Source organism: Nonomuraea sp. NPDC050786, from assembly GCF_040654115.1.
Classification (GTDB): domain Bacteria; phylum Actinomycetota; class Actinomycetes; order Streptosporangiales; family Streptosporangiaceae; genus Nonomuraea.
The window spans coordinates 568,385-592,376 of sequence record NZ_JBFAHJ010000001.1 but is presented as its reverse complement, the minus strand read 5'-3'; the positions used below and the strand labels follow the sequence as shown (position 1 = coordinate 592,376).

General features: G+C 70.3%; 26 protein-coding genes. 18 read left to right on the top strand and 8 right to left on the bottom strand.

Features of this window, described 5'->3' with window-relative positions:
• Position 1: 1 nt before the first annotated feature.
• From AB0H84_RS03100 to AB0H84_RS03085, 4 genes are all read right to left on the bottom strand, one after another.
• On the bottom strand, positions 2 to 742 hold the full coding sequence (locus tag AB0H84_RS03100) for an ABC transporter permease subunit (RefSeq protein ID WP_357597261.1): 741 nt from the start codon (positions 740 to 742) through the stop codon (positions 2 to 4).
• Positions 739 to 1,629: an ATP-binding cassette domain-containing protein gene (locus AB0H84_RS03095; protein ID WP_357597258.1), complete on the bottom strand. Its 891-nt coding sequence runs from the start codon at positions 1,627 to 1,629 to the stop codon at positions 739 to 741. Before AB0H84_RS03095 ends, AB0H84_RS03100 begins: the two co-directional genes overlap by 4 nt.
• An 80-nt stretch (positions 1,630 to 1,709) precedes the next feature.
• Positions 1,710 to 2,363: a response regulator transcription factor gene (locus tag AB0H84_RS03090; protein WP_357597255.1), complete on the bottom strand. Its 654-nt coding sequence runs from the start codon at positions 2,361 to 2,363 to the stop codon at positions 1,710 to 1,712.
• The gene (locus AB0H84_RS03085) at positions 2,360 to 3,481 is read right to left on the bottom strand and encodes a histidine kinase (RefSeq protein WP_357597252.1); all 1,122 of its coding nucleotides are present in this window, start codon (positions 3,479 to 3,481) and stop codon (positions 2,360 to 2,362) included. The genes AB0H84_RS03090 and AB0H84_RS03085 overlap by 4 nt, the downstream gene beginning before the upstream one ends.
• Before the next feature lie 102 nt (positions 3,482 to 3,583).
• Between AB0H84_RS03085 and AB0H84_RS03080 the strand changes: the two genes are divergently transcribed.
• The 9 genes from AB0H84_RS03080 (at position 3,584) to AB0H84_RS03040 (ending at position 10,791) form a co-directional block, all read left to right on the top strand.
• Positions 3,584 to 4,747, top strand: a complete 1,164-nt coding sequence (locus AB0H84_RS03080; RefSeq protein WP_357597249.1) for an acetoin utilization protein AcuC — start codon at positions 3,584 to 3,586, stop codon at positions 4,745 to 4,747.
• Positions 4,748 to 4,760: 13 nt separating this feature from the next.
• Entirely contained in the window at positions 4,761 to 5,543 is a 783-nt protein-coding gene (locus AB0H84_RS03075; protein ID WP_357597246.1) for a phosphatase, read from the top strand.
• 313 nt (positions 5,544 to 5,856) lie between these two features.
• Complete coding sequence (locus AB0H84_RS03070) at positions 5,857 to 6,060, top strand: helix-turn-helix domain-containing protein (RefSeq protein ID WP_026214222.1); 204 nt, start codon at positions 5,857 to 5,859, stop codon at positions 6,058 to 6,060.
• 175 nt (positions 6,061 to 6,235) lie between these two features.
• Entirely contained in the window at positions 6,236 to 6,334 is a 99-nt protein-coding gene (locus AB0H84_RS03065) for an AURKAIP1/COX24 domain-containing protein (RefSeq protein ID WP_018654693.1), read from the top strand.
• A 22-nt stretch (positions 6,335 to 6,356) separates the two neighbouring features.
• Complete coding sequence (locus AB0H84_RS03060) at positions 6,357 to 7,352, top strand: NAD-dependent epimerase/dehydratase family protein (protein WP_357597243.1); 996 nt, start codon at positions 6,357 to 6,359, stop codon at positions 7,350 to 7,352.
• A 77-nt stretch (positions 7,353 to 7,429) separates the two neighbouring features.
• Positions 7,430 to 8,245, top strand: coding sequence for a lysophospholipid acyltransferase family protein (locus AB0H84_RS03055; protein ID WP_357597909.1), 816 nt, complete (start codon positions 7,430 to 7,432; stop codon positions 8,243 to 8,245).
• Positions 8,246 to 8,311: 66 nt separating this feature from the next.
• Positions 8,312 to 9,106: an oxidoreductase gene (locus tag AB0H84_RS03050; RefSeq protein ID WP_357597240.1), complete on the top strand. Its 795-nt coding sequence runs from the start codon at positions 8,312 to 8,314 to the stop codon at positions 9,104 to 9,106.
• Positions 9,107 to 9,220: 114 nt separating this feature from the next.
• Positions 9,221 to 9,757: an RNA polymerase sigma factor gene (locus AB0H84_RS03045; protein ID WP_357597237.1), complete on the top strand. Its 537-nt coding sequence runs from the start codon at positions 9,221 to 9,223 to the stop codon at positions 9,755 to 9,757.
• Between the two features lie 2 nt (positions 9,758 to 9,759).
• Complete coding sequence (locus tag AB0H84_RS03040) at positions 9,760 to 10,791, top strand: LCP family protein (RefSeq protein ID WP_357597234.1); 1,032 nt, start codon at positions 9,760 to 9,762, stop codon at positions 10,789 to 10,791.
• Positions 10,792 to 10,800: 9 nt separating this feature from the next.
• Here AB0H84_RS03040 and AB0H84_RS03035 read toward each other — a convergent pair whose 3' ends face one another.
• From AB0H84_RS03035 to AB0H84_RS03025, 3 genes are read right to left on the bottom strand one after another with little or no spacing between them, the layout of a single operon-like run.
• On the bottom strand, positions 10,801 to 11,673 hold the full coding sequence (locus AB0H84_RS03035; RefSeq protein WP_357597231.1) for an HAD-IB family hydrolase: 873 nt from the start codon (positions 11,671 to 11,673) through the stop codon (positions 10,801 to 10,803).
• A gap of 18 nt (positions 11,674 to 11,691) precedes the next feature.
• A complete protein-coding gene (locus AB0H84_RS03030) occupies positions 11,692 to 12,327 on the bottom strand; it encodes a DUF5667 domain-containing protein (protein WP_357597228.1) in 636 nt (211 codons plus the stop codon).
• A 59-nt stretch (positions 12,328 to 12,386) separates the two neighbouring features.
• Positions 12,387 to 13,028, bottom strand: a complete 642-nt coding sequence (locus tag AB0H84_RS03025) for a sigma-70 family RNA polymerase sigma factor (RefSeq protein WP_357597225.1) — start codon at positions 13,026 to 13,028, stop codon at positions 12,387 to 12,389.
• Between the two features lie 178 nt (positions 13,029 to 13,206).
• Between AB0H84_RS03025 and AB0H84_RS03020 the strand changes: the two genes are divergently transcribed.
• Positions 13,207 to 14,661 (top strand): antibiotic biosynthesis monooxygenase, encoded by a 1,455-nt coding sequence (locus AB0H84_RS03020; protein ID WP_357597222.1) that lies wholly within the window; start codon positions 13,207 to 13,209, stop codon positions 14,659 to 14,661.
• Here AB0H84_RS03020 and AB0H84_RS03015 read toward each other — a convergent pair.
• Positions 14,651 to 14,887, bottom strand: a complete 237-nt coding sequence (locus AB0H84_RS03015; RefSeq protein WP_357597219.1) for a glutaredoxin family protein — start codon at positions 14,885 to 14,887, stop codon at positions 14,651 to 14,653. The genes AB0H84_RS03020 and AB0H84_RS03015 overlap by 11 nt on opposite strands.
• 137 nt (positions 14,888 to 15,024) lie before the next feature.
• Here AB0H84_RS03015 and AB0H84_RS03010 point away from each other — a divergent pair, with 137 nt between their 5' ends.
• From AB0H84_RS03010 to AB0H84_RS02975, 8 genes are all read left to right on the top strand, one after another.
• The gene (locus AB0H84_RS03010) at positions 15,025 to 15,702 is read left to right on the top strand and encodes a redox-sensing transcriptional repressor Rex (protein WP_357597216.1); all 678 of its coding nucleotides are present in this window, start codon (positions 15,025 to 15,027) and stop codon (positions 15,700 to 15,702) included.
• Positions 15,699 to 16,955 carry a glutamyl-tRNA reductase gene (locus tag AB0H84_RS03005; protein WP_357597213.1) on the top strand — a complete coding sequence of 419 codons (1,257 nt, stop codon included), beginning with the start codon at positions 15,699 to 15,701 and terminating at the stop codon, positions 16,953 to 16,955. The genes AB0H84_RS03010 and AB0H84_RS03005 overlap by 4 nt, the downstream gene beginning before the upstream one ends.
• A gap of 38 nt (positions 16,956 to 16,993) precedes the next feature.
• Positions 16,994 to 17,866, top strand: a complete 873-nt coding sequence (gene hemC, locus AB0H84_RS03000) for a hydroxymethylbilane synthase (RefSeq protein ID WP_357597906.1) — start codon at positions 16,994 to 16,996, stop codon at positions 17,864 to 17,866.
• 35 nt (positions 17,867 to 17,901) lie between these two features.
• Positions 17,902 to 19,422, top strand: coding sequence for a bifunctional uroporphyrinogen-III C-methyltransferase/uroporphyrinogen-III synthase (locus AB0H84_RS02995; RefSeq protein WP_357597211.1), 1,521 nt, complete (start codon positions 17,902 to 17,904; stop codon positions 19,420 to 19,422).
• The gene (gene hemB / locus AB0H84_RS02990) at positions 19,419 to 20,402 is read left to right on the top strand and encodes a porphobilinogen synthase (protein WP_357597208.1); all 984 of its coding nucleotides are present in this window, start codon (positions 19,419 to 19,421) and stop codon (positions 20,400 to 20,402) included. Before AB0H84_RS02995 ends, hemB begins: the two co-directional genes overlap by 4 nt.
• Positions 20,403 to 20,535: 133 nt before the next feature.
• Positions 20,536 to 21,165 (top strand): bifunctional DNA primase/polymerase, encoded by a 630-nt coding sequence (locus AB0H84_RS02985; protein WP_357597206.1) that lies wholly within the window; start codon positions 20,536 to 20,538, stop codon positions 21,163 to 21,165.
• Between the two features lie 346 nt (positions 21,166 to 21,511).
• The gene (gene hemL / locus AB0H84_RS02980) at positions 21,512 to 22,801 is read left to right on the top strand and encodes a glutamate-1-semialdehyde 2,1-aminomutase (protein ID WP_357597203.1); all 1,290 of its coding nucleotides are present in this window, start codon (positions 21,512 to 21,514) and stop codon (positions 22,799 to 22,801) included.
• A gap of 225 nt (positions 22,802 to 23,026) precedes the next feature.
• Positions 23,027 to 23,947: a LysR family transcriptional regulator gene (locus AB0H84_RS02975; protein ID WP_357597200.1), complete on the top strand. Its 921-nt coding sequence runs from the start codon at positions 23,027 to 23,029 to the stop codon at positions 23,945 to 23,947.
• Positions 23,948 to 23,992 lie beyond the last annotated feature (45 nt).

Here is a 23,992-nt window from a genome sequence, read left to right as displayed (position 1 = left end):
TTCACGCATCCCGCCTCTGCATCAGGACGGCCCCCGCGATCATGGCGACCGCGATCCAGGCGAGGTAGACCGCGAACCCGCTCCACGGGCCCAGGGAGCCGTTGCTCTCGCCGGACACCACCAGCATGCCCGCGTTGGTGGTGAAGTGCTCGGCCACGGTCTTGCCCCACTGCCCCGGCAGTTGGTTCGCCACCATGGGCAGGACCAGTATCAGCGCGATGGCCGACACGATCGCGCCCGGCGTGTGCCTGACGAGTGTGCCGAGCCCGAGCCCGAACACGCCGCACGCGGTCAGGTAGAAGGCGACTCCGAGCACGGACCGCGCCACCTGGCCCATCTCCACCGAAGGCGGCGCGCAGATGGCCAGTGCGAGGCCGACCGTGGCGGCCGACGCGACCGCGCAGACGACCAGCGAGGTCGCCGTGAACACCGCGATCTTGCCCGTCAGCAGGCTCATGCGCCTGGGCACGGCCATGAGCGAGGTGCGGATGCCGCCGGTGCGGTACTCGCTGGAGATCACCAGCACGCCGAGCGTGGCCATGGCCAGCTGCGCGAACAGCGCTCCGCCGAGGCTCATCCTGATCGCGTCGTCGGCGGGGATCGGCCCCTCGGCCGCGCCTCTGGCGGAGGCGCTGATGAGCGCGCCGAAGCCGATCATCATCACGACCGTGGCGGCAAGCGTCCACACCGTGGAGCGGACAGAGCGGATCTTGGTCCATTCGGACCTGAGAATGTCGATCATGACGAGAACTCCAGGCTGTCCTTGGTCAGCTCCATGTAGGCCGCTTCGAGCGACGGCTGCACGAACGTCAGCTCCTCCAGCGGGATCCCGGCGCGAGCGGTGAGCGTGCCGATCTCGAGCGTGCTCATCGCGGTCACGCGCAGGTGGTCGGGGTGGAGCTCGCCCACCTTGACCAGCTCCGCCACCTCGGCCAGCCGGGGCGAGCGGACCCGTACGTACCCCTGGGAGCTGCGCCCGATGAACTCCCGCACGCTCGTGTCGGCGATGAGCCGCCCCTTGCCGATCACGATCAGGTGGTCGGCGGTCTGCGCCATCTCGCTCATCAGGTGGCTGGAGACGAACACCGTGCGGCCCTCGGCCGCCAGCTTCCGCATGAACGTGCGGATCCACAGGATGCCGTCGGGGTCGAGCCCGTTGACGGGCTCGTCGAAGATCAAGATCTCGGGGTCACCCAGCAGCGCGGCGGCGATGCCCAGCCGCTGCGACATACCCAGTGAGAAGCCGCCGACCCGCCGCCTGCGCACCTCGCGCAGGCCCACGGTCTCCAGCACCTCGTCCACCCGGGTCGCGGGGATGCCGTTGCTCTGCGCGATGGCCAGCAGGTGGTTGTACGCGCTGCGTCCGCCGTGCACGGCCTTGGCGTCCAGCAGCGCGCCGACCTTGCGCAGGGGATGCGGCAACTCCGCGTACGGCCGCCCGTCCACGAGCACGGAGCCGCCGGACGGCCGGTCGAGGCCGAGGATCATGCGCATGGTCGTGGATTTGCCGGCTCCGTTCGGGCCCAGGAAGCCGGTCACCTGACCGGGCTTGACGTCGAACGACAGGTCCGACACTGCGGCGGTGGCGCCGTAGCGTTTGCTCAGGTTCGTTGCGCGGATCGCGGTCATGATCTGAGCGTGCCGTCGGCCGTGCCCGGTTTCATCCTGCGCGGGGACCGTTTCCGGCCAGGCGATCTAGGAGCCTGGTCCTACTCTCCTGGACGGATCAGCCCGGCCTCGTAGGCCGCGATCACCGCCTGCGCCCGGTCCCTGGCGTCGATCTTGGCGAACAGGCTGGTCACGTGGTTCTTGACGGTCGAGGGGGAGACGGACAGCTCCGCGGCGATCTCGGTGTTCGACCGGCCGCGGGCGATGAGCACGAGGATCTCCCGCTCGCGCTCGGTCAGCCCGGCCAGCTCGGCGGGCACGGGTCTGGCGCGGGAGGCCCGTACGAACGTGCCGATCAGCCGGCTCAGCAGGCGCGGCGCGACGGCCGACTCGCCCCGGTGGACCACGCGCACGCCCTCGATCAGCTCCTCGGGGGAGACGTCCTTGGGCAGGAACCCGCCGGCGCCCGCCCTGAGCGCCGCGACCACGTTCTCGTCCAGGTCGAACGTGCTCAGCGCCAGCACCCGCACCTCCGGCAGCTCCGCGGTGATCAGCTCGGTCGCCCGCACGCCGTCGAGGCCCGGCATGTGCAGGTCCATCAGCACCACGTCGGGCCGGAGCGCCCTGCTCAGCTCCACCGCCTCCGCGCCGTCGGCGGCCTCGCCGACCACTCCGAGGTCGGGCTGCGCGTCGAGCATCAGCTTGAATCCCTTGCGGACCAGCTCATGATCGTCCACCAGTAGAACCTTGATCACGTCGTCTCCAGAGGGATGCGGGCGTGCACGCGGAAACCGCCTTCTGGGCGTGGCCCGGTCGAGAGCCGGCCGCCGCATAATGCCACCCGTTCGGCCATGCCGCCCAGCCCGAACCCCGGCGCGACGCCCCCCGCCGCCGACCCGTCGTCCACCACCTCGACCTCCACGGCCGAGGGCTCGTACGTCAGCCGCACGCTCGCCCTGGCGCTGAGCGCGTGCTTGCGGGTGTTCGTCAGCGCCTCCTGCACGATCCGGTAGACGGCGTGGTCCACGGTCGCGGGCAGCTCGACGGGCTCTCCCGCCACGGTCAGGCTGGCCGGCAGCCCCGCCGACCTCGCCTCCTGGATCAGCGAGGGCAGCCGGTCGGCGCCCACCCCGGTCGCGGCGTCGGCGCCCTCGCCGCCGTCGGCCCTGAGCACGTCGAGCAGGTGGCGCATCTCGGACATGGCCTGGCGGGCGGTCTGCTCGGCGCCCTCCAGCGCGTCCCTGGTGACCTCCTGCCCGGGCGGCAGCGTGGCGCGCGCGCCCCCGACCAGGGCGTTGATGACGGTGATGTGGTGGGCGACCACGTCGTGCAGCTCCCTGGCGATGCGCCGCCGCTCGGCCCGCACGGCGGCGTCGGCGACCTCGCGCCTGCTCCGCTCGGTCAGCTCGGCCTTCAGCCGGACGATCAGCCCGGTTCCCACGGGCACGGAGACGGCGAACACCGCCCCCAGCCAGCCGCCCTGCCCCCGCCAGAACAGCTCCATGGTCGTCGCGTAGACGGCGTAGGCTCCCGCCGAGGTGATCAGGGTCGTCCGGCCGGCGGTGTACCGGCCCACGCTGTAGAGCGCGATGGCTGAGGACGGGGAGACGAACGTCACGAGCTGCGTCGCGATGCTCACGGCGTCCACCGCCGCCACCAGCGCGGCAGTCAGAAGGGGCCGCCGGCGCCGCATGAGCAGGAGTGCCATGCCCGCCAGGTAGCTCCCCATGGTCAGCACGCCCCTCACCTCGCCACCGGCGATCATGAAGGGCAGCGCGAGCACGGCTGGGAGGGTGAACACGATCACCAACGTCGTGTCGAAGACCCGGGGGCGACTGAAGAAGCGCACGATCTTGAGGAAGGTTCGCCGCACGCCCAAGACACTAAGCCACGAAATTTGCGGATCACCGCCTACAGCGGGGGGTCTGCGCTGCGGTAACGTCGGCGCAAGGCGAGGGCACACGGAGGAGCTGGGATGAGCAGGTCGGCACGGGTGATCTGGGACGACGCTCTCACCTCCTACAACTTCGGCCCGAGCCATCCGCTCGCCCCCGTGCGGGTGGAGCTGACCATGGCGCTCGCCCGCGCGCTCGGCGTGCTCGACAAGGTCGAGGTGGCCGCCTGCGTGCCCGCGACCGACGCCGAGCTGTCCATGGTCCACCGGCCCGGCTACATCGAGGCCGTCAAACGCGTGTCCGCCTCCGGGCAGCCCGACCTCGGCGCCGGGCTGGGCACCGCGGACAACCCCGCGTTCAAGGGCGTGCACGAGGCCTCGGCGCTGATCGCCGGCGCGTCGCTGGCCGCCGCCCGCTCCGTCTGGGAGGGGACGGCCGAGCACGCGGTCAACGTGGCGGGCGGCCTGCACCACGCGATGGCCGCCACGGCCAGCGGCTTCTGCGTCTACAACGATCCCGCGCTGGCCATCGCATGGCTGCTGAGGCAGGGGGCGGGCCGCATCGCGTACGTGGACGTGGACGTCCACCACGGCGACGGCGTGCAGGCGGCCTTCTTCGACGACCCCAGGGTCCTGACGATCAGCCTGCATGAGAGCCCCCGCACGCTCTTCCCCGGCACCGGCTTCCCCGAGGAGACCGGCGCGGAGGGCACGGCCGTCAACGTCGCGCTACCGGCGGGGACCGGCGACGCGGGGTGGCTGCGGGCCTTCCACGCGGTCGTGCCGCCGCTGCTGCGCGAGTTCAGGCCGGAGATCCTGGTCACCCAGCACGGCTGTGACAGCCACGCGCTCGACCCCCTGGCCAACCTGATGCTCAGCGTCGACGGCCAGCGGGCCGCGTACGCCGCCCTGCACCGCCTGGCCCACGAGACGGCCGGCGGCCGGTGGATCGCCACCGGCGGCGGCGGTTACGAGCTGGTGCAGGTGGTGCCGCGGGCGTGGACCCATCTCATCGCCGAGCTGGCGGGCCACCCGATCGACCCGGACACCCCCACGAGCCAGAGCTGGCGCCAGTTCGTCAGGGAACGTACGGGCGAGACTCCGCCGCTGACGATGACCGACGGTCGCAATCCGGAATTTCGTGACCTGTCTGGTGGTTATGACCCAGCGGACCCCATTGACCGTGCGATCATGGCGACCCGACATGCGGTCTTCCCCCTGCACGGCCTCGATCCAATGCCCTGACGAGGAAGAAGCTGTGCTGAGCCGCGACCAACTTAGAGAGCATCTTGTCCACACGCGGATAGCCGGCGACGTCGCGACTCCCCGCGAGAACAACCTCGACCACTACAGCTCGCTCGCCAACGGCGACCCGTACTACAAGCTGGGCCTGACCTTCGACCAGCCGTGGTCGTACCGCGACATCCTGGCGCTCATGGCCAAGTCCGCGGGGGTGGTCTCCGATCCGGACCACCGCTGGGGCCAGGACACCATCGACCCCGACCTGACGATCGACGCGCTCGACGACATGGCCGAGGCCATCGCCGCCGTGCTGTCGCGGGAGCACCCGCGCGTCCTGTTCGCCACCGGCCACCCGACCGGGCTGCTCGCCGTGCACCTGCCGCTGGCGCGCCTGTGCGCCGAGCGCGGGGCCGAGCTGCTCACGCCCGCCGAGGGATGGACCTACTCCGGATCCAATTTCGGACGCCGGCGCAAGATCCGTTACCTGCAGGACGTCGCCATGCTCGACGACAGGGGCGCGTTCGTGCACACCCACGACGCCGTCCCCATGCGCCGCATGATCGAGGAGCTCGGCGGGGAGCTTCCCGACCTCGTGATCGCCGACCACGGCTGGGCGGGAGCGGCGGGGGAGGCGGGTGCGCACACGGTGGCGTTCGCCGACTGCAACGACCCCGGTCTCTTCCTCGGCGAGGCGGAGGGCAAGATTGACGTGGTCGTGCCGCTTGATGACAATGTGCTACCACGCTTTTACGCTCCGCTGACAGAGCGGCTCGTCACTCAGGTCTCACGAGCCCTTTGAGTCGAATTCGGCCCTCCCGATACGGTCTTTTCGCGCCCGCATTCCAAGAGGCTCGCTGTCCCTTTGCCAACTTTTGATGGCGCTCCGGCGACTCTTATGTGTGGCAACTTGGACAGTTCCAACATCCAAGTGAGGTGCTCGGCCCGGCTGCTGGCCAGCGATTTCGCTGGTTCCGCTGACAGGTGGCTCCGGCGACTGAGAAACTAGGGGGTTTGCGCACCCGGAGTCCCGATTTACGCTGACGGCAGTACACGTGCGTGAGCAATGGCACCAGTGGGGATAACCCGGAAACCACGTGCGGAAGAGGCGTCCGATGGGTGCAGGCGAAAGACCTCTCAGTGAGGTGAAGTTCCTGACCGTGGCGGAAGTCGCGACGGTCATGAGGGTGTCCAAGATGACGGTGTACCGGCTCGTCCACTCTGGCGAGTTGCCGGCCATCCGTGTCGGCCGGTCGTTCAGAGTGCCTGAGCAGGCGGTACACGACTATCTGCGGGAGGCCTACATCGAGGCAGGTTGAAGTAGCGACGTGACCCGTCATGTCGTGAATGCTGTCGCGGGCGAGGCCCGGCCGTCGTAAGACGCGACCGGGCTCTCACCCCCCGGTGGGGCGATCTACCGCCCATCGCCGGTAGTCTGTGAGCCGGTGTGCGCTCGCACTCCGTGAAGACTTGCTACCAGCACCTGGGGGTCCCGTGGGCTCTGTGATCAAGAAGCGCCGCAAGCGGATGGCTAAGAAGAAGCACCGCAAGCTGTTGAAGAAGACGCGCATCCAGCGGCGTAACAAGAAGTAACTTACGCAGCTGCGAGGCGCTGATGACCCACACCGTGCTTGTCACCGGGGTCTCGCGCCACATAGGCGCCCGGGTGGCGAGCGTTCTGGCTTCCGACCCGGACATCAGCCGCGTCATAGGAGTTGACACCGTGCCGCCCCCCTCGCTGACGCGGGACGGCGGCATCTCTCTCGGCCGGACTGAGTTCGTCCGGGTGGATCTGCGCAGCCCTGACATCGCTCAGGTGATCGCGGCTGCGGACATCGACACCGTTGTGCACATGAGCCTGGTCAGTGCTCCGTCGAGGAGCAGTGGCAGGGCCGCCATGAAAGAGCACAACGTCATCGGCACCATGCAGTTGCTCGGTGCCTGCCAGCGGTCGGCGACCGTGCGGCGCGTGGTGGTGCGCTCCACCACCGCCGTCTACGGCTCGTCGCCCCGCGACCCCGCGGTGTTCACCGAGGACCTGGAGCCGCCCGACGGCCCCAGCCACGGCTACGCCAAGGACGCGGCCGAGGTTGAGGGCTACGTACGGGGCTTCGCGCGGCGGCGGCCCGACGTGACGGTGTCGATGCTGCGCTTCGCCAACTTCATGGGGCCCGGCGTCGACTCGCCGTTGACGCGTTACTTCACCCAGCCGGTGCTGCCGACCGTGTTCGGCTTCGACCCGCGGCTGCAGTTCGTCCACGAGGACGACGCGGTCGAGGTGCTGCGCCGGATGGCGACCGAAGACCACCCCGGCACGTTCAACGTGGCCGGGGCAGGCGTGTTGCTGCTGTCGCAGTGCGCCAGGCGGGCGGGGCGGTTCTCCTTGCCGCTGTTCTCGCCCGCTTTCAAGGCGCTGGGCGACACCGCACGCAGGATGGGGCTGGTCGAATACTCGCCCGAGCAGGTCAGGCTGCTGTGCCATGGCCGCGCGGTCGACACCTCCGCGCTGGAGGCGGAGCTCGGCTGGAAGCCCAAGTTCACGACCGGGGCGGCGTTCGACGACTTCCTGCGCTCGCGCGGCCTCCATCCGTTCGGAGGTGTGCGCAGTTGAGCGTTGCGCATGAGGGCGCCCGCGTGATCCCGATCAGCGCGGCGCCGTCGTTCGAGAAGCCGGATCGCGTGGCCAGGATGCTGGCCTTCCTGCGCCGGCGCGTCGAGGGCGACTACGAGGTCGACGAGTTCGGCTACGACGCCGAGCTGACCGACAAGGTGATCCTCGAGCTGATCAGGCCGCTCTACAACGAATGGTTCAGGGTGGAGACGGTCGGGCTGAAGAACGTGCCCGACGAGAGCGGGGCGCTGGTCGTCGCCAACCACTCCGGCACGCTGCCGCTCGACGCGCTGATGCTGCAGGTGGCCATGCACGACGAGGCCGGCAGGCCGCTGCGGCTGCTCGGCGCGGACCTGGTCTACCAGCTCCCGGTGCTCAGCCACCTGGCCCGCAAGACCGGCCACACGCTGGCCTGCCCCGAGGACGCCGACCGGCTGATGCGCAAGGGCGAGCTGGTCGGGGTCTTCCCCGAGGGGTTCAAGGGCGTGGGCAAGCCGTTCTCCGAGCGCTACAAGCTGCAGCGGTTCGGCCGCGGCGGCTTCGTGGCCTCGGCCATCCGCGCCGGGGTGCCGATCGTGCCCACCGCGATCGTGGGGGCCGAGGAGATCTATCCCAAGATCGGCGATCTGAAGTCCCTGGCCAGGCTGCTCGGGCTGCCCTACCTGCCGATCACGCCGTTCTTCCCGCTGCTGGGGCCGCTCGGGCTGGTGCCGCTGCCGTCCAAGTGGATGATCGAGTTCGGCGAGCCGATCCGCACCGACGAGTACGAGCCGTCGGCGGCCGACGACCCCATGCTGGTGTTCAACCTCACCGACCACGTACGCGAGGTCATCCAGCAGATGCTGAACGAGCTGCGGCTGCGAAGAGGGCACGCTTTTCCGCCGCTGCTGTGAAACCGGCACGGGCCTTTCGGTGTTCAAAGGGGCGATTCGCTCTGCTGACCACTGAAAGGAACCCCCATGAATCTCCAACTCTCCGGCCGCGTCGCCGTCGTCACCGGCGCGTCCAAGGGCATCGGCCTGGCTGTCGCACGCACCCTGGCCGAGGAGGGCGCGCACGTCGTGGCCGTCTCGCGGACCCGTACGGACGAATGGCCCGACAAGGTCGTGCACGTGGCCGCCGACCTGATGGACCCCGAGGCGCCCGCGCGGGTCGTGGCACGGGCCGTGGAGGAGTTCGGCGGGGTCGACATCCTGGTCAACAACGCCGGCGGCCCGCCGCCCGGGGCGACGCTGCCGCGGGTGGGCTTCATGACCCCGAGCGACGACGACTGGCGCGCGATGTTCGAGTTCAACCTGTTCTCGGCCGTACGCATGATCCGCGCCGCCGTGCCCCTCATGGTCGAGCGGGGCGGCGGCTCGATCGTCAACATCTCCTCCACCATGGGCAGGCAGCCCGGCGCCATGAACGTCGACTACGCCGCCGCGAAGGTGGCACTGAGCCACGTCGGCAAGGCCGTCTCCGAGGAGTACGGCCCCCAGGGCGTCAGGGTCAACACGGTCACGCCCGGCGCGGTGCTCACCGACTGGTGGACCAAGGAGGGCGGCGCGGCCGAGGTCTTCGCGGGCCTGGTGGGCTCCGACAAGGAGAGCGTGATCTCCGAGGTCGCCCCCGCCATGATGAAGCTCGCCACCGGGCGGCTCATCTACCCGCAGGAGATCGCCGATGCGGTCGCGCTGCTCGTGTCGCCCCGCTCGGGCAGCACGACCGGCGCCGAGTTCGTGATCGACGGAGGCCAGCTCAAGGAGCTCTGATGTCTCCCGCGTGAACCCTCCTGGCGGGTTGCGGCAAGACATCCGTGACCGATCACCCACAGAAGGGCGGAGATGATCACGCAACCCGCCATCAGGGGTGCGGACTCTGAGCTCGTGAGCGCCTCGTGGACAGAACCCGAGGCGTTCGCCGAGCTCTTCGACCGCTACTCCGCCATGCTCTACAGGTACGTCTCCAAACGCCTCGGCCCTGAGCCCGCCGAGGACCTCGTCGGGGAGACGTTCCTGATCGCGTTCTCGCGCAGGAAGAGCTACGACCTGGCTTACCCGGACGCCCGGCCGTGGCTCTTCGGCATTCTCACCAAGCTCATCTCCCGGCACCACCGCAAGGAGGCCGCGCGCTACCGCGCCCTCCTGCGCGCCCCTGTGGACTCCGACGTCGAGTCGCCCGCCGACCGGGTGGCGGCCGGCGTCACCGCGCAGGCCGTCCGCGCGGAGCTGGCCGGGGCCCTCGCGGCGCTGCCCGCCAAGGACCGTGACGTGCTGCTGCTGATCGCCTGGGGCGATCTCACGTACGAGGAGGCCGGGCGGGCGCTCGGCATCCCCGTCGGAACCGTGCGCTCCCGCCTCAACAGGGGCAGGCGGAAGGTGCGGGCCGCGCTCGGCGACACCAATCCCATGGAGGAGGAGTGACGATGGACGACCTGAAGCTGCTCCGGGACCTCGGAGGGGAGCTGGGGCACGAGCCGCCCGCGACGCTCGTTCGCCAGCGCGAGCGCCTGCTGCACGCCCGCCCGCAGCGCCTCTCGACGGGCCGCTGGACGGGCCGCTGGACGGGCTGGTGGACGGCCGGGCTCGTGGCCGCCGCCACGGCCGCCGCCGTCGCCGTGCCCACCGTCCTGATCGCCGACCGCCACACGGCCGCGCCGCCCGCCGGGTCGCAGGTCGTGGACATGAGCGGCGCGCGGAACATCCTGGTGATCGGCTCCGACACCAGGGAGGGGGAGGGGAACGCCAAGTACGGGCCCATGCTGGCCAGGCAGGGCTTGGGCCAGCGCTCCGACACCATCATGATCGTCCACATCCCCGCCGACCGCGGGCAGGCCACGGCGGTCAGCGTCCCGCGCGACTCCATGGTCGAGATCCCGGCGTGCGGCTCGTCGCCCGCCAGACACGGCATGATCAATTCGGCGTACAACACCGACGGGGCCGACTGCCTCAAGCGAACCTTGGAGTCCCTGACCGGGCTGCGGATCCAGCACTCGGTAGAGGTCGACTTCGCCGGCTTCAAGGGCATGGTCGACGCGCTCGGGGGCGTGGAGGTCACGCTTCCCAGGGCGGTGGACGACATGAAGTCCAAACTCAAGCTGCCCGCGGGGAAGAGCATGCTGAACGGGGAGGCCGCGCTCGGGTACGTGCGGCTGCGGCAGTACGGCGACAGGTCCGACGTTCAGCGGATCAAGCGGCAGCAGGGGCTCGTGATGGCGATGTTCAAGAAGGCCCGATCGGGGCTCTCCTCACCCGACCGGCTCAAGTCCTTCCTGGGCGCGATGCGCAAGTCCGTCAAGACCGACTTGAGCCTGGAGTCCATGTACGAGCTGGCTACCCAGCTCTCCCGGACCAAGCTCTCCTTGGTGACGGTGCCGTGGAAGCCGGACCCGCAGGACCCGAACCGGCTGCAGTGGAAGCAGCGGGAGGCCGAGCAGCTGTTCAAGCAGCTCCGCTGACGACCGGGGTCACGACTGGCCGCGATAGTGGCGGCGCAGGGCGATGCCGGCCGCGACGCCCCCCGCGACCGCCCCCACTCCGGCGGCGATGGGCAGGGCCGTGAGGGTGGCCTTGCGGCCGGTGCGGAAGTCCTTGATCGGCCAGTCATGCTTCCTGGCGTGCTCCCGCAGCTCGCTGTCGGGATTGATGGCCACGGCCTGCCCCACCAGCGAGAGCATGGGCAGGTCGTTGGCCGAGTCGCTGTAGGCCGTGCAGCGGGTCAGGTCGAGGCCCTCGCGGCGGGCCAGCGCGCGCACCGCCTCGGCCTTGGCCGGCCCGTGCAGCAGATCGCCCACCAGGCGCCCCGTGTAGACCCCGTCGCTGGTCTCCGCGACCGTCCCGAGCGCGCCGGTCAGGCCGAGCCGCTGCGCGATGACCCGGGCCAGCTCCACGGGCGTGGCGGTCACGAGCCAGACGCGCTGGCCGGTGTCCAGGTGGCTCTGGGCGAGCGCCCTGGTGCCGCCCCAGATGCGGTCGGACATGACCTCGTCGTAGATCTCCTCGCCGAGGCGTACGACGTCATCGACCTTGGCCCCCGCGACGAACGCCAGCGCCGTCTCCCTGGCCACCGCGATGTGCTCGGGGTTCTCGTTGCCGCGCAGCCGGAAGACGGCCTGCCCGACGGCGAACTTCAGCAGGTCGGACGTCGTGAACATGCCACGGGTGGCCAGCCCGCGGGCGAAGTGGTAGATCGAGGCTCCGCGCATCATCGTGTTGTCGACGTCGAAGAAGGCCGCCGCCTGGAGGTCCGGCTCGGCAGGGGGGACCGTGACCGCCGCCCGAGCCGCGGCCTCGCCGGCGGCCTCTGGCTCCACCTGGTGTCGTCGAAATAGCCGCCACATGGGCCTCAGCTTACTTTCCTAGTGCGGGGCGGCCAGACCGTCGATGTAGTCAAGGTATCCCTCAGCTTGGGCCAGCTGAGAGTCGTCGAGCTGCTTGAGCATGGGCCCGACCACCTTCTTCTGGTCCCGCGCGAAATTCTTGATCTTGGACGAGCGCGGCTCCGCCCGCTCGAGGCGGCTGATGCCCGAGCGCGTGGACGCCTCCATGTCCTTCAGCGTCTTGCCGACCAGCGGGCCGCCCTCGGACGAGCCGAGCAGGGTGGCGACCTCCCTGGCCCGGGTCTTGGCGGAGTCGAGCTCGCGCTCGCCGCGTTCGGCGTCGTCGCTGCTGAGGCGTACGAGCGTGGTCTCCGCGGCGCGCTTGAGCGGGTAGAGGGAGTCTCCCGGCACCGACTGGTACGTGGCGAACGCGGAGACCATCATGGCCGCCGCCAGCCCCACCGTGGCCAGCTGCGACAGCAGCGGCCGGCGGCGGGCCGCGCGGCGACGCGGCTGCCCGGCCGCCTCCGGCTCCTCCGCCGGGAGCTCGCCGGAGAGCAGCCGCGCCCGCAGGCGCTCGCGGAAGGCGGGCTCGGGGGCGCCGCCGAGAGGCAGGCCGCGCAGCTCCGTGAGGTGCTCGAGCACGCGCTCCCGCCGAATGCGCGCCCTACCCATGACAGCTCCCTGACGGATCCGGTAGTGACATCTGCCTAACGAGGTGCGAATGGAGGAGGTTACGCCAGGTCGTGCTTGAGAGCCCTGGCCAGTGCCCGAACGGCGCGGAACTGCAGCGCTTTGATCGCTCCACTCTTCTTCCCCATGATCAGCGCGGTTTCCGCGAGCGAGAGTCCGTGCAGGAAGCGCAGGACCACGCATTCCTGCTGTTCGGGATTGAGATCTCGTACGGCACGCAGCACACGGTCGTTGATGATGGCGTTGACCACGGCGTTCTCCGGAATGTGCGAGCCGTCGAGCGGGACGTCGATGATCTCGCCCGTCGGGATCTCCAGCCGGTAGCGCCCCGACTTGAAGTGGTCGGCGACCAGGTTTCTCGCGATGGTCACGAGCCAGGCGCCGAAATCGCGCCCCTGCCAGGTGAAGTCGCTGATCCTGCGTAACGCGCGCAGAAAGGTCTCGCTGGTGAGGTCCTCGGCTAATTGGTGCGACCCCACCCGGAAGTAGATGTAGCGATAGACGAGGTCCACGTACCGGTCGTAGAGCGTGCCAAAGGAATCCGTGCATCCGCTCTTGGCATCCAGCACCAGCGTACGGATGTCGTCGTCGGGCACTTCTTCGCGCACGGCGGGCTCGCCCGTCCGGGCAGGCGCAGCGACCGCTGGCGCAAGCAGCCCGGCGAACGGTGACGAGTCAGGCATCCGGTATCCCTACGGGTAAGGGGTGCGGCGTGCTCGAACACTCTAGAAATCAACCGGAAATTCCACAATCCACAGCGTGCTGGCATGACTAGCCGTAATCGCCGGATACGGTGTCATCCGGCCCCTTCCCTCATCGGCTACCGGCTTGGAGGCATAGTCCGGCAGCATTGGAGTCACCATGGAGATCCTCGTTGCTGTCATAGCTTTCGCCGGTGCGCTCATGGCCGCGGTCGCCGCCGGCGCCCTGATCCAACGGCTTCGCGACGAGTCCGAGGGGTGGTTGATCGCCTGGACCGTTGCAGTCGCGTCGCTCTGCGTTTCACTGGGCGTGATCGGCGTCGGCTACATCTTCGGGTTCGGCGAGGTGACGTTCCGCCTCTACCAGGTGACCGGGTCGATGCTGGTGCCGCTCTGGCTGGCGGTCGGGCTGATCCAGCTGCTGGTGGAGCAGGTGCCGCCGAGATTCCTGGCGTGGCTGTTCGGCATCGCGCTGACCGTCGTCTCCGGCACGATCATGATCTTCGACCCGCTCAAGGCCGAGCTGGCGGGCAAGGTGCTGCCCGCGGGCTCGAGCTTCTGGGGGATCTTCCCGAGCTACCTGCTGATCGGCGTGCACGCCATCGCCGGGCTGATCATGCTGGCCATGCTCGTGGTGGCCGGGCTCAAGTGGCGCCACGGCGACGAGTACGACACCGACAACCTGCACGCGGTCGCGGTCATCGTCCCCTCGGGGCTGGCGCTCGTGGGCGCGATGAGGTTCGCGGTGGCCCCGCTCTTCACCACCGTGCTGCTCGTCGTCGCCGCCGCGGCCGTCTGGTACACCGTGCTGCGGCCCCTGGCGCCGTACGAGGACGACGACGAGGACGACTTCGACTCCGACCACACCCAGAGGCCCTCGCGCCGTGACGATCGCTCTCAGCGCCGCGAGGAGCGTGCGCAGCACCGCGAGGAGCGGCCCGCGCAGCCCCAGCCAAGCCACATGGGCATGGCCGAGCCGGTGCCAGGCGGCCCTGGAGGCCAGGGTGCTCCTGGGCTGCCTCCCTCGCCGCCGCGCAGGGCGACCGGGCTCGGCGACCTGGTGGCCGAGTATCGCGCGGGCGACAAGGAGGTCGACTACGCCGCGCGCATGACGCCGCCGCCCGAATCGGGCCCCGCGACCGGCTACATCATGAACGGCGGCGCGCCCGCCGGACCGGCGCCGGCCCCCCAGCGCCCCGACTACGCCATGCCGGCGACCGGGGCGGTCTATCCGGGCGCCGAGATGTTCTCGCCCGCGCAGCAGCAGCCGGGCTCCGGCAAGCCGTCGCCGAACATCTACGGCCTGCTCACCGTCTTCACGATCATGGACGGCGCCGGGGAGGCGTTCGACCGGCTGGCCGAGGCGACCGTCGAGGCCGTGCGCCGCGGCGAGCCCGACACCCTCGTGTACGCCTGCCATTCCGTCAAGTCGGCCCCCCTGCAGCGCATCGTCTACGAGCTCTACCGCGACGAGGTCGCCTACCGCGACCACCAGCGCCAGCCGCACGTCGAGAGGTTCGTCAACGAGCGGCAGTCGATGGTGCTGGCCACCAACGTCATCGAGCTGAACGTCAACGCCGCCAAGGTGGTGCCGCTGCCGACGGCTATGTACTGAGGGCCTCCCTCAGCCGGGCCTCGTCCACCCGCCAGAAGTCGTGCTGCACCCCGTCGATCAGCGTGACCGGGATCATCTCCCAGTACTTCTCCTGGAGCTCCTCGGAGGACTCGATGCTGACCTCCTCCCAGGGCACGCCGAGCTCGCCCGCCACCCTGGCGATGACCTCACGCGCGTCCTCACACAGGTGACAGCCGGGCTTGCCGAGCAAGGTGATGCGATGCATACCGCACAAGGTACCCCTGCACAGGTCCACGGGACCCCTATGACTTTGTGCATCGGTTCACAAAGGGATTAACCTGAAAGACGGTTCGATTCCGTTCACGCGGCCCCCACGCCGCCCGTCCCCTGGAGCTCCGGCCCGTGAAGAGCCCGTCCCAATCCCGTGACCGCGGCATCCCCGAGGCGACGGTCGCCAGGCTTCCGTTGTACCTCCGGGCGCTGCACGGGATGGCCGAGCGGGGCATCGCGACCGTCAGCTCCGAGGATCTCGCCGTGGCGGCGGGGGTCAATTCCGCCAAATTGCGCAAAGACCTCTCACACCTGGGCTCTTACGGCACTCGGGGCGTAGGCTATGACGTCGAGTACCTCGTGTACCAGATCTCCCGTGAGCTGGGCCTGACACAGGACTGGGCGGTCGCGATCGTCGGAGTCGGTAACCTCGGCCGCGCGCTGGCCAACTACGGCGGTTTCGTCTCCCGAGGCTTCCGGGTGGCAGCGCTTGTGGACGCCGACCCCGAAGTCGTGGGCGACACCATCGCGGGGTTGAATGTTGAACACATCGACGAACTTGAAGCCGTCATCAAGCGGCGCGGAGTCTCGATCGTGGTTCTGGCGACACCGGCGGCAGCGGCGCAGGAAGTATGTGATCGCGTGATCTCCGTGGGCGTGACCAGCATCCTGAACTTCGCCCCGGTTGTACTTTCTGTGCCGGAAAGCGTCGATGTCCGTAAGGTCGACCTATCTATAGAACTGCAGATTCTCGCGTTCCACGAGCAACGCAAGGCTGGGGGGCCACTCATGGCGATGGACAGTCAATGAGTGTTCTGGCTGTCGGACTCAGCCACCGGACCGCTCCGGTGGCCCTGCTGGAGCGCGTCTCGGTGTCGGGCGACGCGCTCGTCAAGCTCCTCCACGACGTGCAGCAGGATTCCTGCGTCGCGGAGGCCATGGTGGTCTCGACCTGCAACAGGGTCGAGGTCTACGTCACGGTCGACCGCTTTCACGCCGCGGTCACCGCCGTCACCGGCCTACTGGGCGTCCACTCGGGCGTCCCGGTCGAGGAGCTGACGCCGCACCTTTACGTGCACTACGAGGAGCGGGCCGTCGAGCACCTGTTCTCCATGGTGTGCGGGCTCGACGCCATGGTCGTGGGCGAGGGCCAGATCCTCGGCCAGGTCCGCCAGGCGCTCAAGCTGGCGCAGCGCCACGGCACCGTCGGCACCACCCTCAACGAGCTGGTCCAGCAGGCGCTGCGGATCGGCAAGCGGGCGCACCACGAGACCGGCATCGACAAGGCCGGCCCCTCCCTCGTCTCCGCCGGCCTGGCCCTGGCGGGCGACCTGCCCGGCCGGCGGGCGCTGGTGGTCGGGGCGGGCTCCATGAGCTCGCTGGCCGCCGTCACGCTGGCGCGCGCCGGGGTCACCGACATCGTGGTGGCCAACCGTACGTTCGAGCGCGGCGCCCGGCTCGCCGAGTCCGTCGGCGGCAGGGCCGTGCCCTTCTCCGCGATGGCCGACGAGCTCCCCGGCGCCGACATCGTCATCACCTGCACCGGCGCCGGCCGCCACATCGTCACCCCTGACATGCTGGACGGGCCCACGTTCCTCCTGGACCTGGCGCTGCCCCACGACATCGACCCGGCGGTGCGCGCCGTGCCGGGCGTCACGCTGGTGGACCTGGAGACGATCAAGGAGTCCGGCATCGGGTCCCGCGAGGGCGACTCGGTGGCCTCCGTACGCGGGCTCGTCGCCGAGGAGCTGCGCGCGTACCTCGACGCCGAGCGGGCCGCCAAGGTCACCCCGACCGTGGTGGCGCTGCGCAGCAAGGCGGCGAGCGTGGTCGAGTCCGAGCTCGGGCGCCTGCTCATGCGCGTGCCGAGCCTCGACGAGCGGGCCAGGGACGAGGTCGCGATGACCGTGCAGCGGATCGTTGACAAACTGCTCCACGAGCCCACTGTGCGTGTCAAGCAGCTGGCCGCCTCCCCAGGAGGCGATCATTATGCGGAAGCCCTGCGTGAGCTGTTCAATCTCGATCCCAAGATGCCCGAGGCCGTGAGGGAGGTGGAGCTGTGACGTCCGGGGCACTGCGGCTGGGAACGCGCCGCAGTCTGATGGCGACCACGCAGTCGCAGATGGTGGCCGACGCCTACACCCGCCTGACCGGCCGCGCGGTCGAGCTGGTCGGCATCACGACGTTCGGCGACGTCACCAAGGCCCACCTCGCGCAGCTCGGCGGCACGGGCGTGTTCGTCACCGCGCTGCGCGACAAGCTCGCCGAGGGCGAGGTCGACTTCGCCGTCCACTCGCTGAAGGACCTGCCGACCACGCAGGACCCCCGGTTCACGCTGGCCGCCATCCCCGCCCGTCACGACCACCGCGACGCGCTGGTCGGCCCGCACAAGTTCGCCGACCTCGCGCCGGGGGCCAGGGTGGGCACCGGCTCGCCGCGCAGGGTCGCCATGCTCAGCGCGCTACGCCCCGACCTGGAGTACGTCCCGATCCGCGGCAACGCCGACACCCGTATCGGCAAGGTAACCTCAGGTGAGCTCGACGCGGTCGTGCTGGCCTCGGCCGGCCTGACCAGGATCGGCCGCGAGGCCGACATCGCACAGATCTTCGAGGTGGAGGAGCTGCTGCCTGCTCCCGGTCAGGGGGCGCTGGCCGTGGAGTGTCGGTCCGACCGGACCGATCTCATCGAGTTCCTGAGCGTGCTCGACGACCCGCGCACGCGCTCCGCGGTCACCGCCGAGCGAGCCGTGCTGTCGGCTCTCGAGGCCGGTTGCTCCGCTCCGGTGGGTGCTTTCGCGGTCGATGACGGGCACACTCTGAACCTGACCGCCGTGGTCGTCTCCATCGACGGCCGCGAGGCGGTCCGCAAGTCCGCCGCCGGCTCTCCTTCGGAGGCTGTCAGCCTGGGCCGCCACCTCGCGGCCGAGATGATCGCCGAAGGGGCCGACAGATTGATGGGGGAGCAATCCCATTGAGCTCCGATAGTCCAACCTCCGGTTTCGTCGCGTTCGTGGGCGCGGGACCCGGCGATCCCAACCTGCTCACCCTTCGTGCCGCCGAGCTGCTCTCCAAGGCCGACGCCGTGGTGCTCGGCGACGAAACGCACCGCCCGCTGCTGCGCCACTGCCGTGCAGGCGTCGAGGTCATCGAGGACGACGCCGTCAAGGACGGGCTGGTGAAGCGCGCCAAGCGCGGGCAGCTCGTGGTGCGCCTGTGCGAGGGCGACCCCATGCTGTTCTCCTCGATCACCGAGGAGGTCGCGGCCTGCGCCGCGGCGGAGGTGGACTTCGAGATCGTGCCCGGCGTGCCGCCCGCGACCGCCGTGCTCACGTACGCGGGCATCCCTCCGGCGACCTCCGTGCCCGAGTTCCGCATCGTGGACGCCGCGCAGGAGCAGGACTGGGCCGTCCACGCCGGCTGCCGGGGCACGCTAGTGATCTACAACGGCCTCTCCGACGCCGTGGCCATCGGCAAGGCCCTCATCGCGGGCGGCAAGCCCGACAGCACGCCCGTCGCGGTCAGCAGCGGCGGCACCACCACCGAGCAGTACACCGTGGTGTCCTCGCTCGGCCGGCTGCAGGCCGACCTCAAGCACGCCGGGTTCACCGAGCCGGCGCTCATCGTCGTCGGCGAGGCCGTGGGGCTGCGCGACAAGCTGTCGTGGTTCGAGACCAAGCCGCTGTTCGGGTGGCGGGTGCTGGTGCCCCGTACCAAGGAGCAGTCGCAGAGCCTGTCCGAGCAGCTCGTCGCGTACGGCGCGGTGCCGGAGGAGGTGCCGACCATCTCAGTCGAGCCGCCCCGCACGCCGCAGCAGATGGACCGCGCCATCAAGGGGCTCGTCACGGGCCGCTACGAGTGGGTGGCCTTCACCAGCGCCAACGCGGTCAAGGCCGTGCGCGAGAAGTTCGAGGAGTACGGGCTCGACGCGCGGGCCTTCGCCGGGCTCAAGGTGGCGGCCGTGGGCGACGCGACCGCGCGGGCCCTGGTGGAGTTCGGGGTCAAGCCCGACCTGCTGCCGTCGGGGGAGCAGTCCTCCGAGGGGCTGGTGGCCGAGTGGCCGCCGTACGACTCGATGCTCGACCCGATCAACCGCGTGCTGCTGCCGCGGGCCGACATCTCCACGGACACGCTGGTGGCCGGGCTCACCGAGCTGGGCTGGGAGTGCGACGACGTCACCGCGTACCGCACCGTGCGGGCCGCGCCGCCGCCCGCCCCCATCCGCGAGGCGATCAAGGGCGGCGGCTTCGACGCCGTGCTCTTCACCTCCTCCTCCACCGTGCGCAACCTGGTGGGCATCGCCGGCAAGCCGCACAACGTCACGGTGATCGCGGTCATCGGGCCGCAGACGGCCAAGACGGCCGAGGAGTTCGGGCTCCGCGTGGACGTGATGGCCGACAAGCCCTCGGCGTCCGCGCTGGCGGCCGCGGTGGCCGAGTACGGAGCCAAGCAGCGGCAGGCGGCCCTGGCCGCGGGCGACACCCCGCGCAAGCCCTCACAGAACCGCAGAGGCGCCAGAAGGAGAGGCAAATGAGCGCCGAATTCCCCATCGCGCGGCCGCGGCGGCTGCGGCGCAGCCCCGCCCTGCGACGGATGGTGGCGGGCACCAGGCTGCACGCCGCCGACCTGATCCTGCCCCTGTTCATCAAGGAAGGCATCACCGAGCCGCAGCCCGTGGCCTCGATGCCGGGCGTGCTCCAGCACACCCGCGACTCGCTGCGCAAGGCCGCCCGCGAGGCGGCGGAGGCGGGCGTGGGCGGTCTCATCCTGTTCGGCATCCCCGCGGTGAAGGACGCCAGGGGCTCGGCCGCCGACGATCCCGACGGGATCCTGCAGGTGGCGCTCCGTGACGTGAACGCCGAGGTCGGCGACGCGACCGTGGTCATGGCCGACACGTGCCTCGACGAGTTCACCGACCACGGGCACTGCGGGATCCTCACGCCGTCCGGCGACGTGGACAACGACGCCACGCTGGAGCGGTACGCCTCGATCGCGGTGGCCCAGGCGGCCGCCGGGTCGCAGATGGTGGCGCCGAGCGGGATGATGGACGGCCAGGTCGGGGCGATCCGGGCGGCTCTGGACGGGGCCGGCTACGGAAATATCCCGATTTTGTCCTATTCGGTGAAGTACGCGTCCGCCTTCTTCGGGCCCTTCCGCGACGCCGCCGAGTGCGCGCCGCAGTTCGGCGACCGCAGCACCCACCAGCAGGACCCGGCGGGGCCGCTGAACGAGGCGCTGCGCGAGGTCCGGCTCGACCTCGCCGAGGGCGCCGACGCCGTCATGGTCAAGCCCGCGCTGGCCTACCTCGACATCATCACGCGCGTCCGTGACGAGGTGGACGTGCCGGTGGCGGCGTACCAGGTGAGCGGTGAGTACGCCATGGTCGAGGCGGCCGCGGCCAACGGCTGGATCGACCGGGATCGGACGATCATGGAATCGCTGGTCGCGATCAAGCGCGCCGGTGCCGATCTGATCCTCACGTACTGGGCAACGGAAGTGGCACGACGTCTCTAACCTTGGGGTTTCCCGTCGACTCGTGAGGCGTGTGCGTTAGAGTGCGATAACAAGTGCTGGTGTGTCCCGCGTGGTGCGTACTGCTGCCCCGGAGCCGGGAACTCCTCAGGCGCTGGACTCGACGGGAGACACCATGGTGGGGGTACCACTGGCTCGGCGTACCAGAAAACGGGCGCGGCCGACACGCATCGGCGCCGTGCTCGAATACGCCGCCATGGGCTGGCCCGTCGTGCCGGGCGCCTACCCGCTGCGCCACGGACCGCGCGCCTGCTCCTGTGACCGCCTCGGCTGTCCCGACCCTGGCGCCCATCCGCTCTCGCCCGCCTGGCACATGCAGGCCACGACGGACACCGCCCAGCTGACGCGCTGGTGGCGGGCCGAGCCCGAGGCCAACGTGATCCTGCCCACCGGACGTGTGTTCGACGTCTTCGACGTACCGCTCGCCCTCGGCCTGTCGGCCCTCACCCGGATCGACAACGCCGGAGCGGACCCCGGCCCGGTCGCCGCCAACGGCGACCGGGTCTTGTTTTACGTGGCCACCCGCGGCAATCCCGAGGACGAGGACGAGTGGTGGTCGTGCCACCTCGACTGCGACCCGGGAACGATCGAGGAGACGCCCGGGCTGCGGTGGCACTGCCGCGACAGCTACGTCCTCGCGCCGCCCTCGACCCTGCCCACCGGGCAGCCCGTCTCCTGGCTCCGGCCGCCGAACGGCCGGCCTCTGCCCGACCCGCTGCGCATCCTGGAGTGGCTGGCCGACTGACGGCGCCCGTCTTTCTTGGCGGACCCCGTCTCGCCGTTGCGGCGCCTTAAGGGAGTTCGGGGGGTCGTGCGGTATGCGAGCGCTGGTAACGGCGCCTGCCGTCACAGGGCCTGCGTAACGGCGCGTCTGCCGTGATGGTGCCCCCGTGATGGTGCCCCCGTGATGGCGCCCCCGTGATGGCGCCCCCGTGATGGCGCCCCCGTGATGGCGCCCCCGTGATGGGGAGGTGCCGCGCTCGGCAGGGTGCTGTGCCTCCGGGGAGGTGCCGTGCCTCTGGGGGGTCGTGCCGCGGGGGAGGGATGCCCGTGTGGTGGGGGCAGGTGGGGGCGAAGCTAACCTGGGTCGGGTGAGCCGTACACAGAACTCCGAGGACCTGTTCGCCCGCGCCCGCCAGATCGTGCCCGGAGGCGTCAACTCTCCGGTGCGCGCGTTCGGCGCGGTCGGCGGGACGCCGCGCTTCATGGTCTCCGGCCAGGGGCCCTACATCACCGACGCGGACGGCAACCGGTACGTCGACCTGGTGTGCTCCTGGGGGCCCATGATCCTCGGGCATCGCCACCCCGCGGTCGTCGAGGCCGTGTCGGGGGCGCTCGCCGACGGGTTCTCCTACGGCACCGCCACGCCGGGCGAGGTGGAGCTGGCGGAGGAGATCGTCGCCAGGGTGGCGCCGGTCGAGAAGGTGCGGCTGGTCAGCTCGGGCACCGAGGCGACGATGAGCGCCGTCCGGCTGGCCAGGGGGTTCACCGGGCGGTCCAAGGTGATCAAGTTCGCGGGCTGCTACCACGGGCACGTGGACGCGCTGCTGGCCTCGGCCGGGTCCGGGGTAGCGACGTTCGGGCTGCCCGACACGCCGGGGGTGACGGGGGCGTCGGCGGCGGACACGATCGTGCTGCCGTACAACTCCATCGAGGCCGTCGAGGCGGCGTTCGCGGAGGCCGAGGTCGCGTGCGTGATCACCGAGGCCTGCCCCGCCAACATGGGGATCGTCCCGCCGCGTGACGGGTTCAACGCGCGGCTGCGCGAGCTCTGCACGGCCAACGGCGCGCTGCTCATCCTCGACGAGGTGCTGACGGGCTTCCGCGTCTCGTCCGCGGGCTGGTACGGCCTGGACCCGGTGGCGGCCGACCTGATGACGTTCGGGAAGGTCATGGGCGGCGGCCTGCCCGCCGCGGCCTTCGGCGGACGGGCCGACGTGATGGCGCAGCTCGCGCCCGAAGGGCCGGTCTACCAGGCGGGGACGCTCTCCGGTAATCCGCTGGCCTGCGCCGCCGGGCTGGCCACGCTGCGTGCGCTTGACGCGCAGGCCTATGAGCGCGTGGACGCCGCCGCGCTTGCCGTCGGCGATGCCGCATCCGAGGCGCTCTCGGCGGCGGGGGTGCCGCACCGGCTGCAGCGGGCGGGCAACCTGTTCTCGATCTTCTTCACGGACGCCGAGGTGACGAACTTCGGCGAGGCCAAGGCGCAGAACACGGCCGCGTTCACCGCCTTCTTCCACGCCATGCTGGACCAGGGCGTCTACCTGCCGCCTTCGGCGTACGAGGCCTGGTTCCTGTCGTCCGCCCACGACGACGAGGCGCTCAGCCGCGTCGCCGACGCGCTTCCGGCTGCCGCGAAGGCGGCCGCCGCCGTTCTCTGACGCGAAGGGGCGGCGGCTAGCGCGTAGCGGGGTTCAGCGGCTCAGCGAGCGGGCTTCTGGTAACGGATGCGCTGCTCGCGGGCCTGCTCGGCGAGCACCTTGAGGTACGACACGGAGCCGGACTGCTGCTTCTTCGTCTTAAGGATTCTCATGCATCTATTTTCAGACGCTACAGATTGAAGGACAAGCGAGACTTTCTACGCTAAACCGTTTAGGCTGGCTTACATGTTGGACTTGAACCGGCTCAAGGCCCTTCACGCAGTTCACGTCTATGGGTCGGTCGGAGCGGCGGCCGACGCCCTCATGGTCACCCCGTCGGCGGTCTCCCAGCAGATCGCCAAGCTGGAGCGCGAGACCGGGGCCAGGCTCATGGAGCGCAACGGCCGCGGCGTGCGGCTGACGGACGCGGCCGGTCTACTCGCCGAGCACGCCGAACGCATCCTCGCCCTGGTCGAGACCGCCGAGGCGGACTTCGAGGCGCTGCGCGGCGAGGTCGTCGGCCGCCTGAACATCGGCGCGTTCCCCACCGCCGTACGCGGCCTCATGCCCACCGCTCTCACCTTGCTCAGGGACCGCCATCCCGACCTGTGGATCCAGCTCAACGAGCGCGAGCCCGAGCGGGTGGTACGCGAGGTGGCCAGGGGCGAGCTCGACCTCGGCGTGATCCAGGACTGGCTCAACCGGCCCATGGCCCTGTCCGACGGACTGTCCAGGGCCACGCTGCTCGACGACGTGGCGGACATCGCGGTGCCCGCCGGCCACCCGCTGGCGGAGAGCAAGGAGCTGGAGCTGGAGCAGTTGCGCGGCGAGCGGTGGATCAGCGGGACCCCCGGCACCGTCTGCTACGACTGGCTGGTCTTCACGCTGCGCAACGCCTCGGTGGAGCCCGTGATCGCGTGCATGGCCGACGAGTACCCCACCCAGCTCGCGCTGGTGGGCGGCGGGCTGGGCTGCGCGATCGTGCCGCGCCTCGGCCGGGACTGCGTGCCGAGCGGCGTGCGTCTCGTGCCGACCAGGCCGCGCCAGACGCGCCGCATCTACGCGGTGTGGCGTACGGACGCCGCCCGCCGCCCCGCGATCAGGGCCATGGTGGAGGCGCTGGCCGAGTCGAGCAGGACCCAGGAGAACTCCTGGGCCGTCAGCTGAGGAGCCCGCGGGGCCCCAGCCGGTTGGTGAGGCCGAGCGGATAGG

Coding starts and splice junctions, on each gene's coding strand:
- AB0H84_RS03100 (WP_357597261.1), bottom strand. CDS start 742: ATGATCGACATTCTCAGGTCCGAATGGACCAAGATCCGCTCTGTCCGC.
- AB0H84_RS03095 (WP_357597258.1), bottom strand. CDS start 1,629: ATGACCGCGATCCGCGCAACGAACCTGAGCAAACGCTACGGCGCCACC.
- AB0H84_RS03080 (WP_357597249.1), top strand. CDS start 3,584: ATGAGCAGGTCGGCACGGGTGATCTGGGACGACGCTCTCACCTCCTAC.
- AB0H84_RS03070 (WP_026214222.1), top strand. CDS start 5,857: ATGGGTGCAGGCGAAAGACCTCTCAGTGAGGTGAAGTTCCTGACCGTG.
- AB0H84_RS03060 (WP_357597243.1), top strand. CDS start 6,357: ATGACCCACACCGTGCTTGTCACCGGGGTCTCGCGCCACATAGGCGCC.
- AB0H84_RS03055 (WP_357597909.1), top strand. CDS start 7,430: ATGCTGGCCTTCCTGCGCCGGCGCGTCGAGGGCGACTACGAGGTCGAC.
- AB0H84_RS03050 (WP_357597240.1), top strand. CDS start 8,312: ATGAATCTCCAACTCTCCGGCCGCGTCGCCGTCGTCACCGGCGCGTCC.
- AB0H84_RS03040 (WP_357597234.1), top strand. CDS start 9,760: ATGGACGACCTGAAGCTGCTCCGGGACCTCGGAGGGGAGCTGGGGCAC.
- AB0H84_RS03035 (WP_357597231.1), bottom strand. CDS start 11,673: ATGTGGCGGCTATTTCGACGACACCAGGTGGAGCCAGAGGCCGCCGGC.
- AB0H84_RS03030 (WP_357597228.1), bottom strand. CDS start 12,327: ATGGGTAGGGCGCGCATTCGGCGGGAGCGCGTGCTCGAGCACCTCACG.
- AB0H84_RS03025 (WP_357597225.1), bottom strand. CDS start 13,028: ATGCCTGACTCGTCACCGTTCGCCGGGCTGCTTGCGCCAGCGGTCGCT.
- AB0H84_RS03020 (WP_357597222.1), top strand. CDS start 13,207: ATGGAGATCCTCGTTGCTGTCATAGCTTTCGCCGGTGCGCTCATGGCC.
- AB0H84_RS03015 (WP_357597219.1), bottom strand. CDS start 14,887: ATGCATCGCATCACCTTGCTCGGCAAGCCCGGCTGTCACCTGTGTGAG.
- AB0H84_RS03005 (WP_357597213.1), top strand. CDS start 15,699: ATGAGTGTTCTGGCTGTCGGACTCAGCCACCGGACCGCTCCGGTGGCC.
- hemC (WP_357597906.1), top strand. CDS start 16,994: ATGGCGACCACGCAGTCGCAGATGGTGGCCGACGCCTACACCCGCCTG.
- hemB (WP_357597208.1), top strand. CDS start 19,419: ATGAGCGCCGAATTCCCCATCGCGCGGCCGCGGCGGCTGCGGCGCAGC.
- AB0H84_RS02985 (WP_357597206.1), top strand. CDS start 20,536: ATGGTGGGGGTACCACTGGCTCGGCGTACCAGAAAACGGGCGCGGCCG.
- AB0H84_RS02975 (WP_357597200.1), top strand. CDS start 23,027: ATGTTGGACTTGAACCGGCTCAAGGCCCTTCACGCAGTTCACGTCTAT.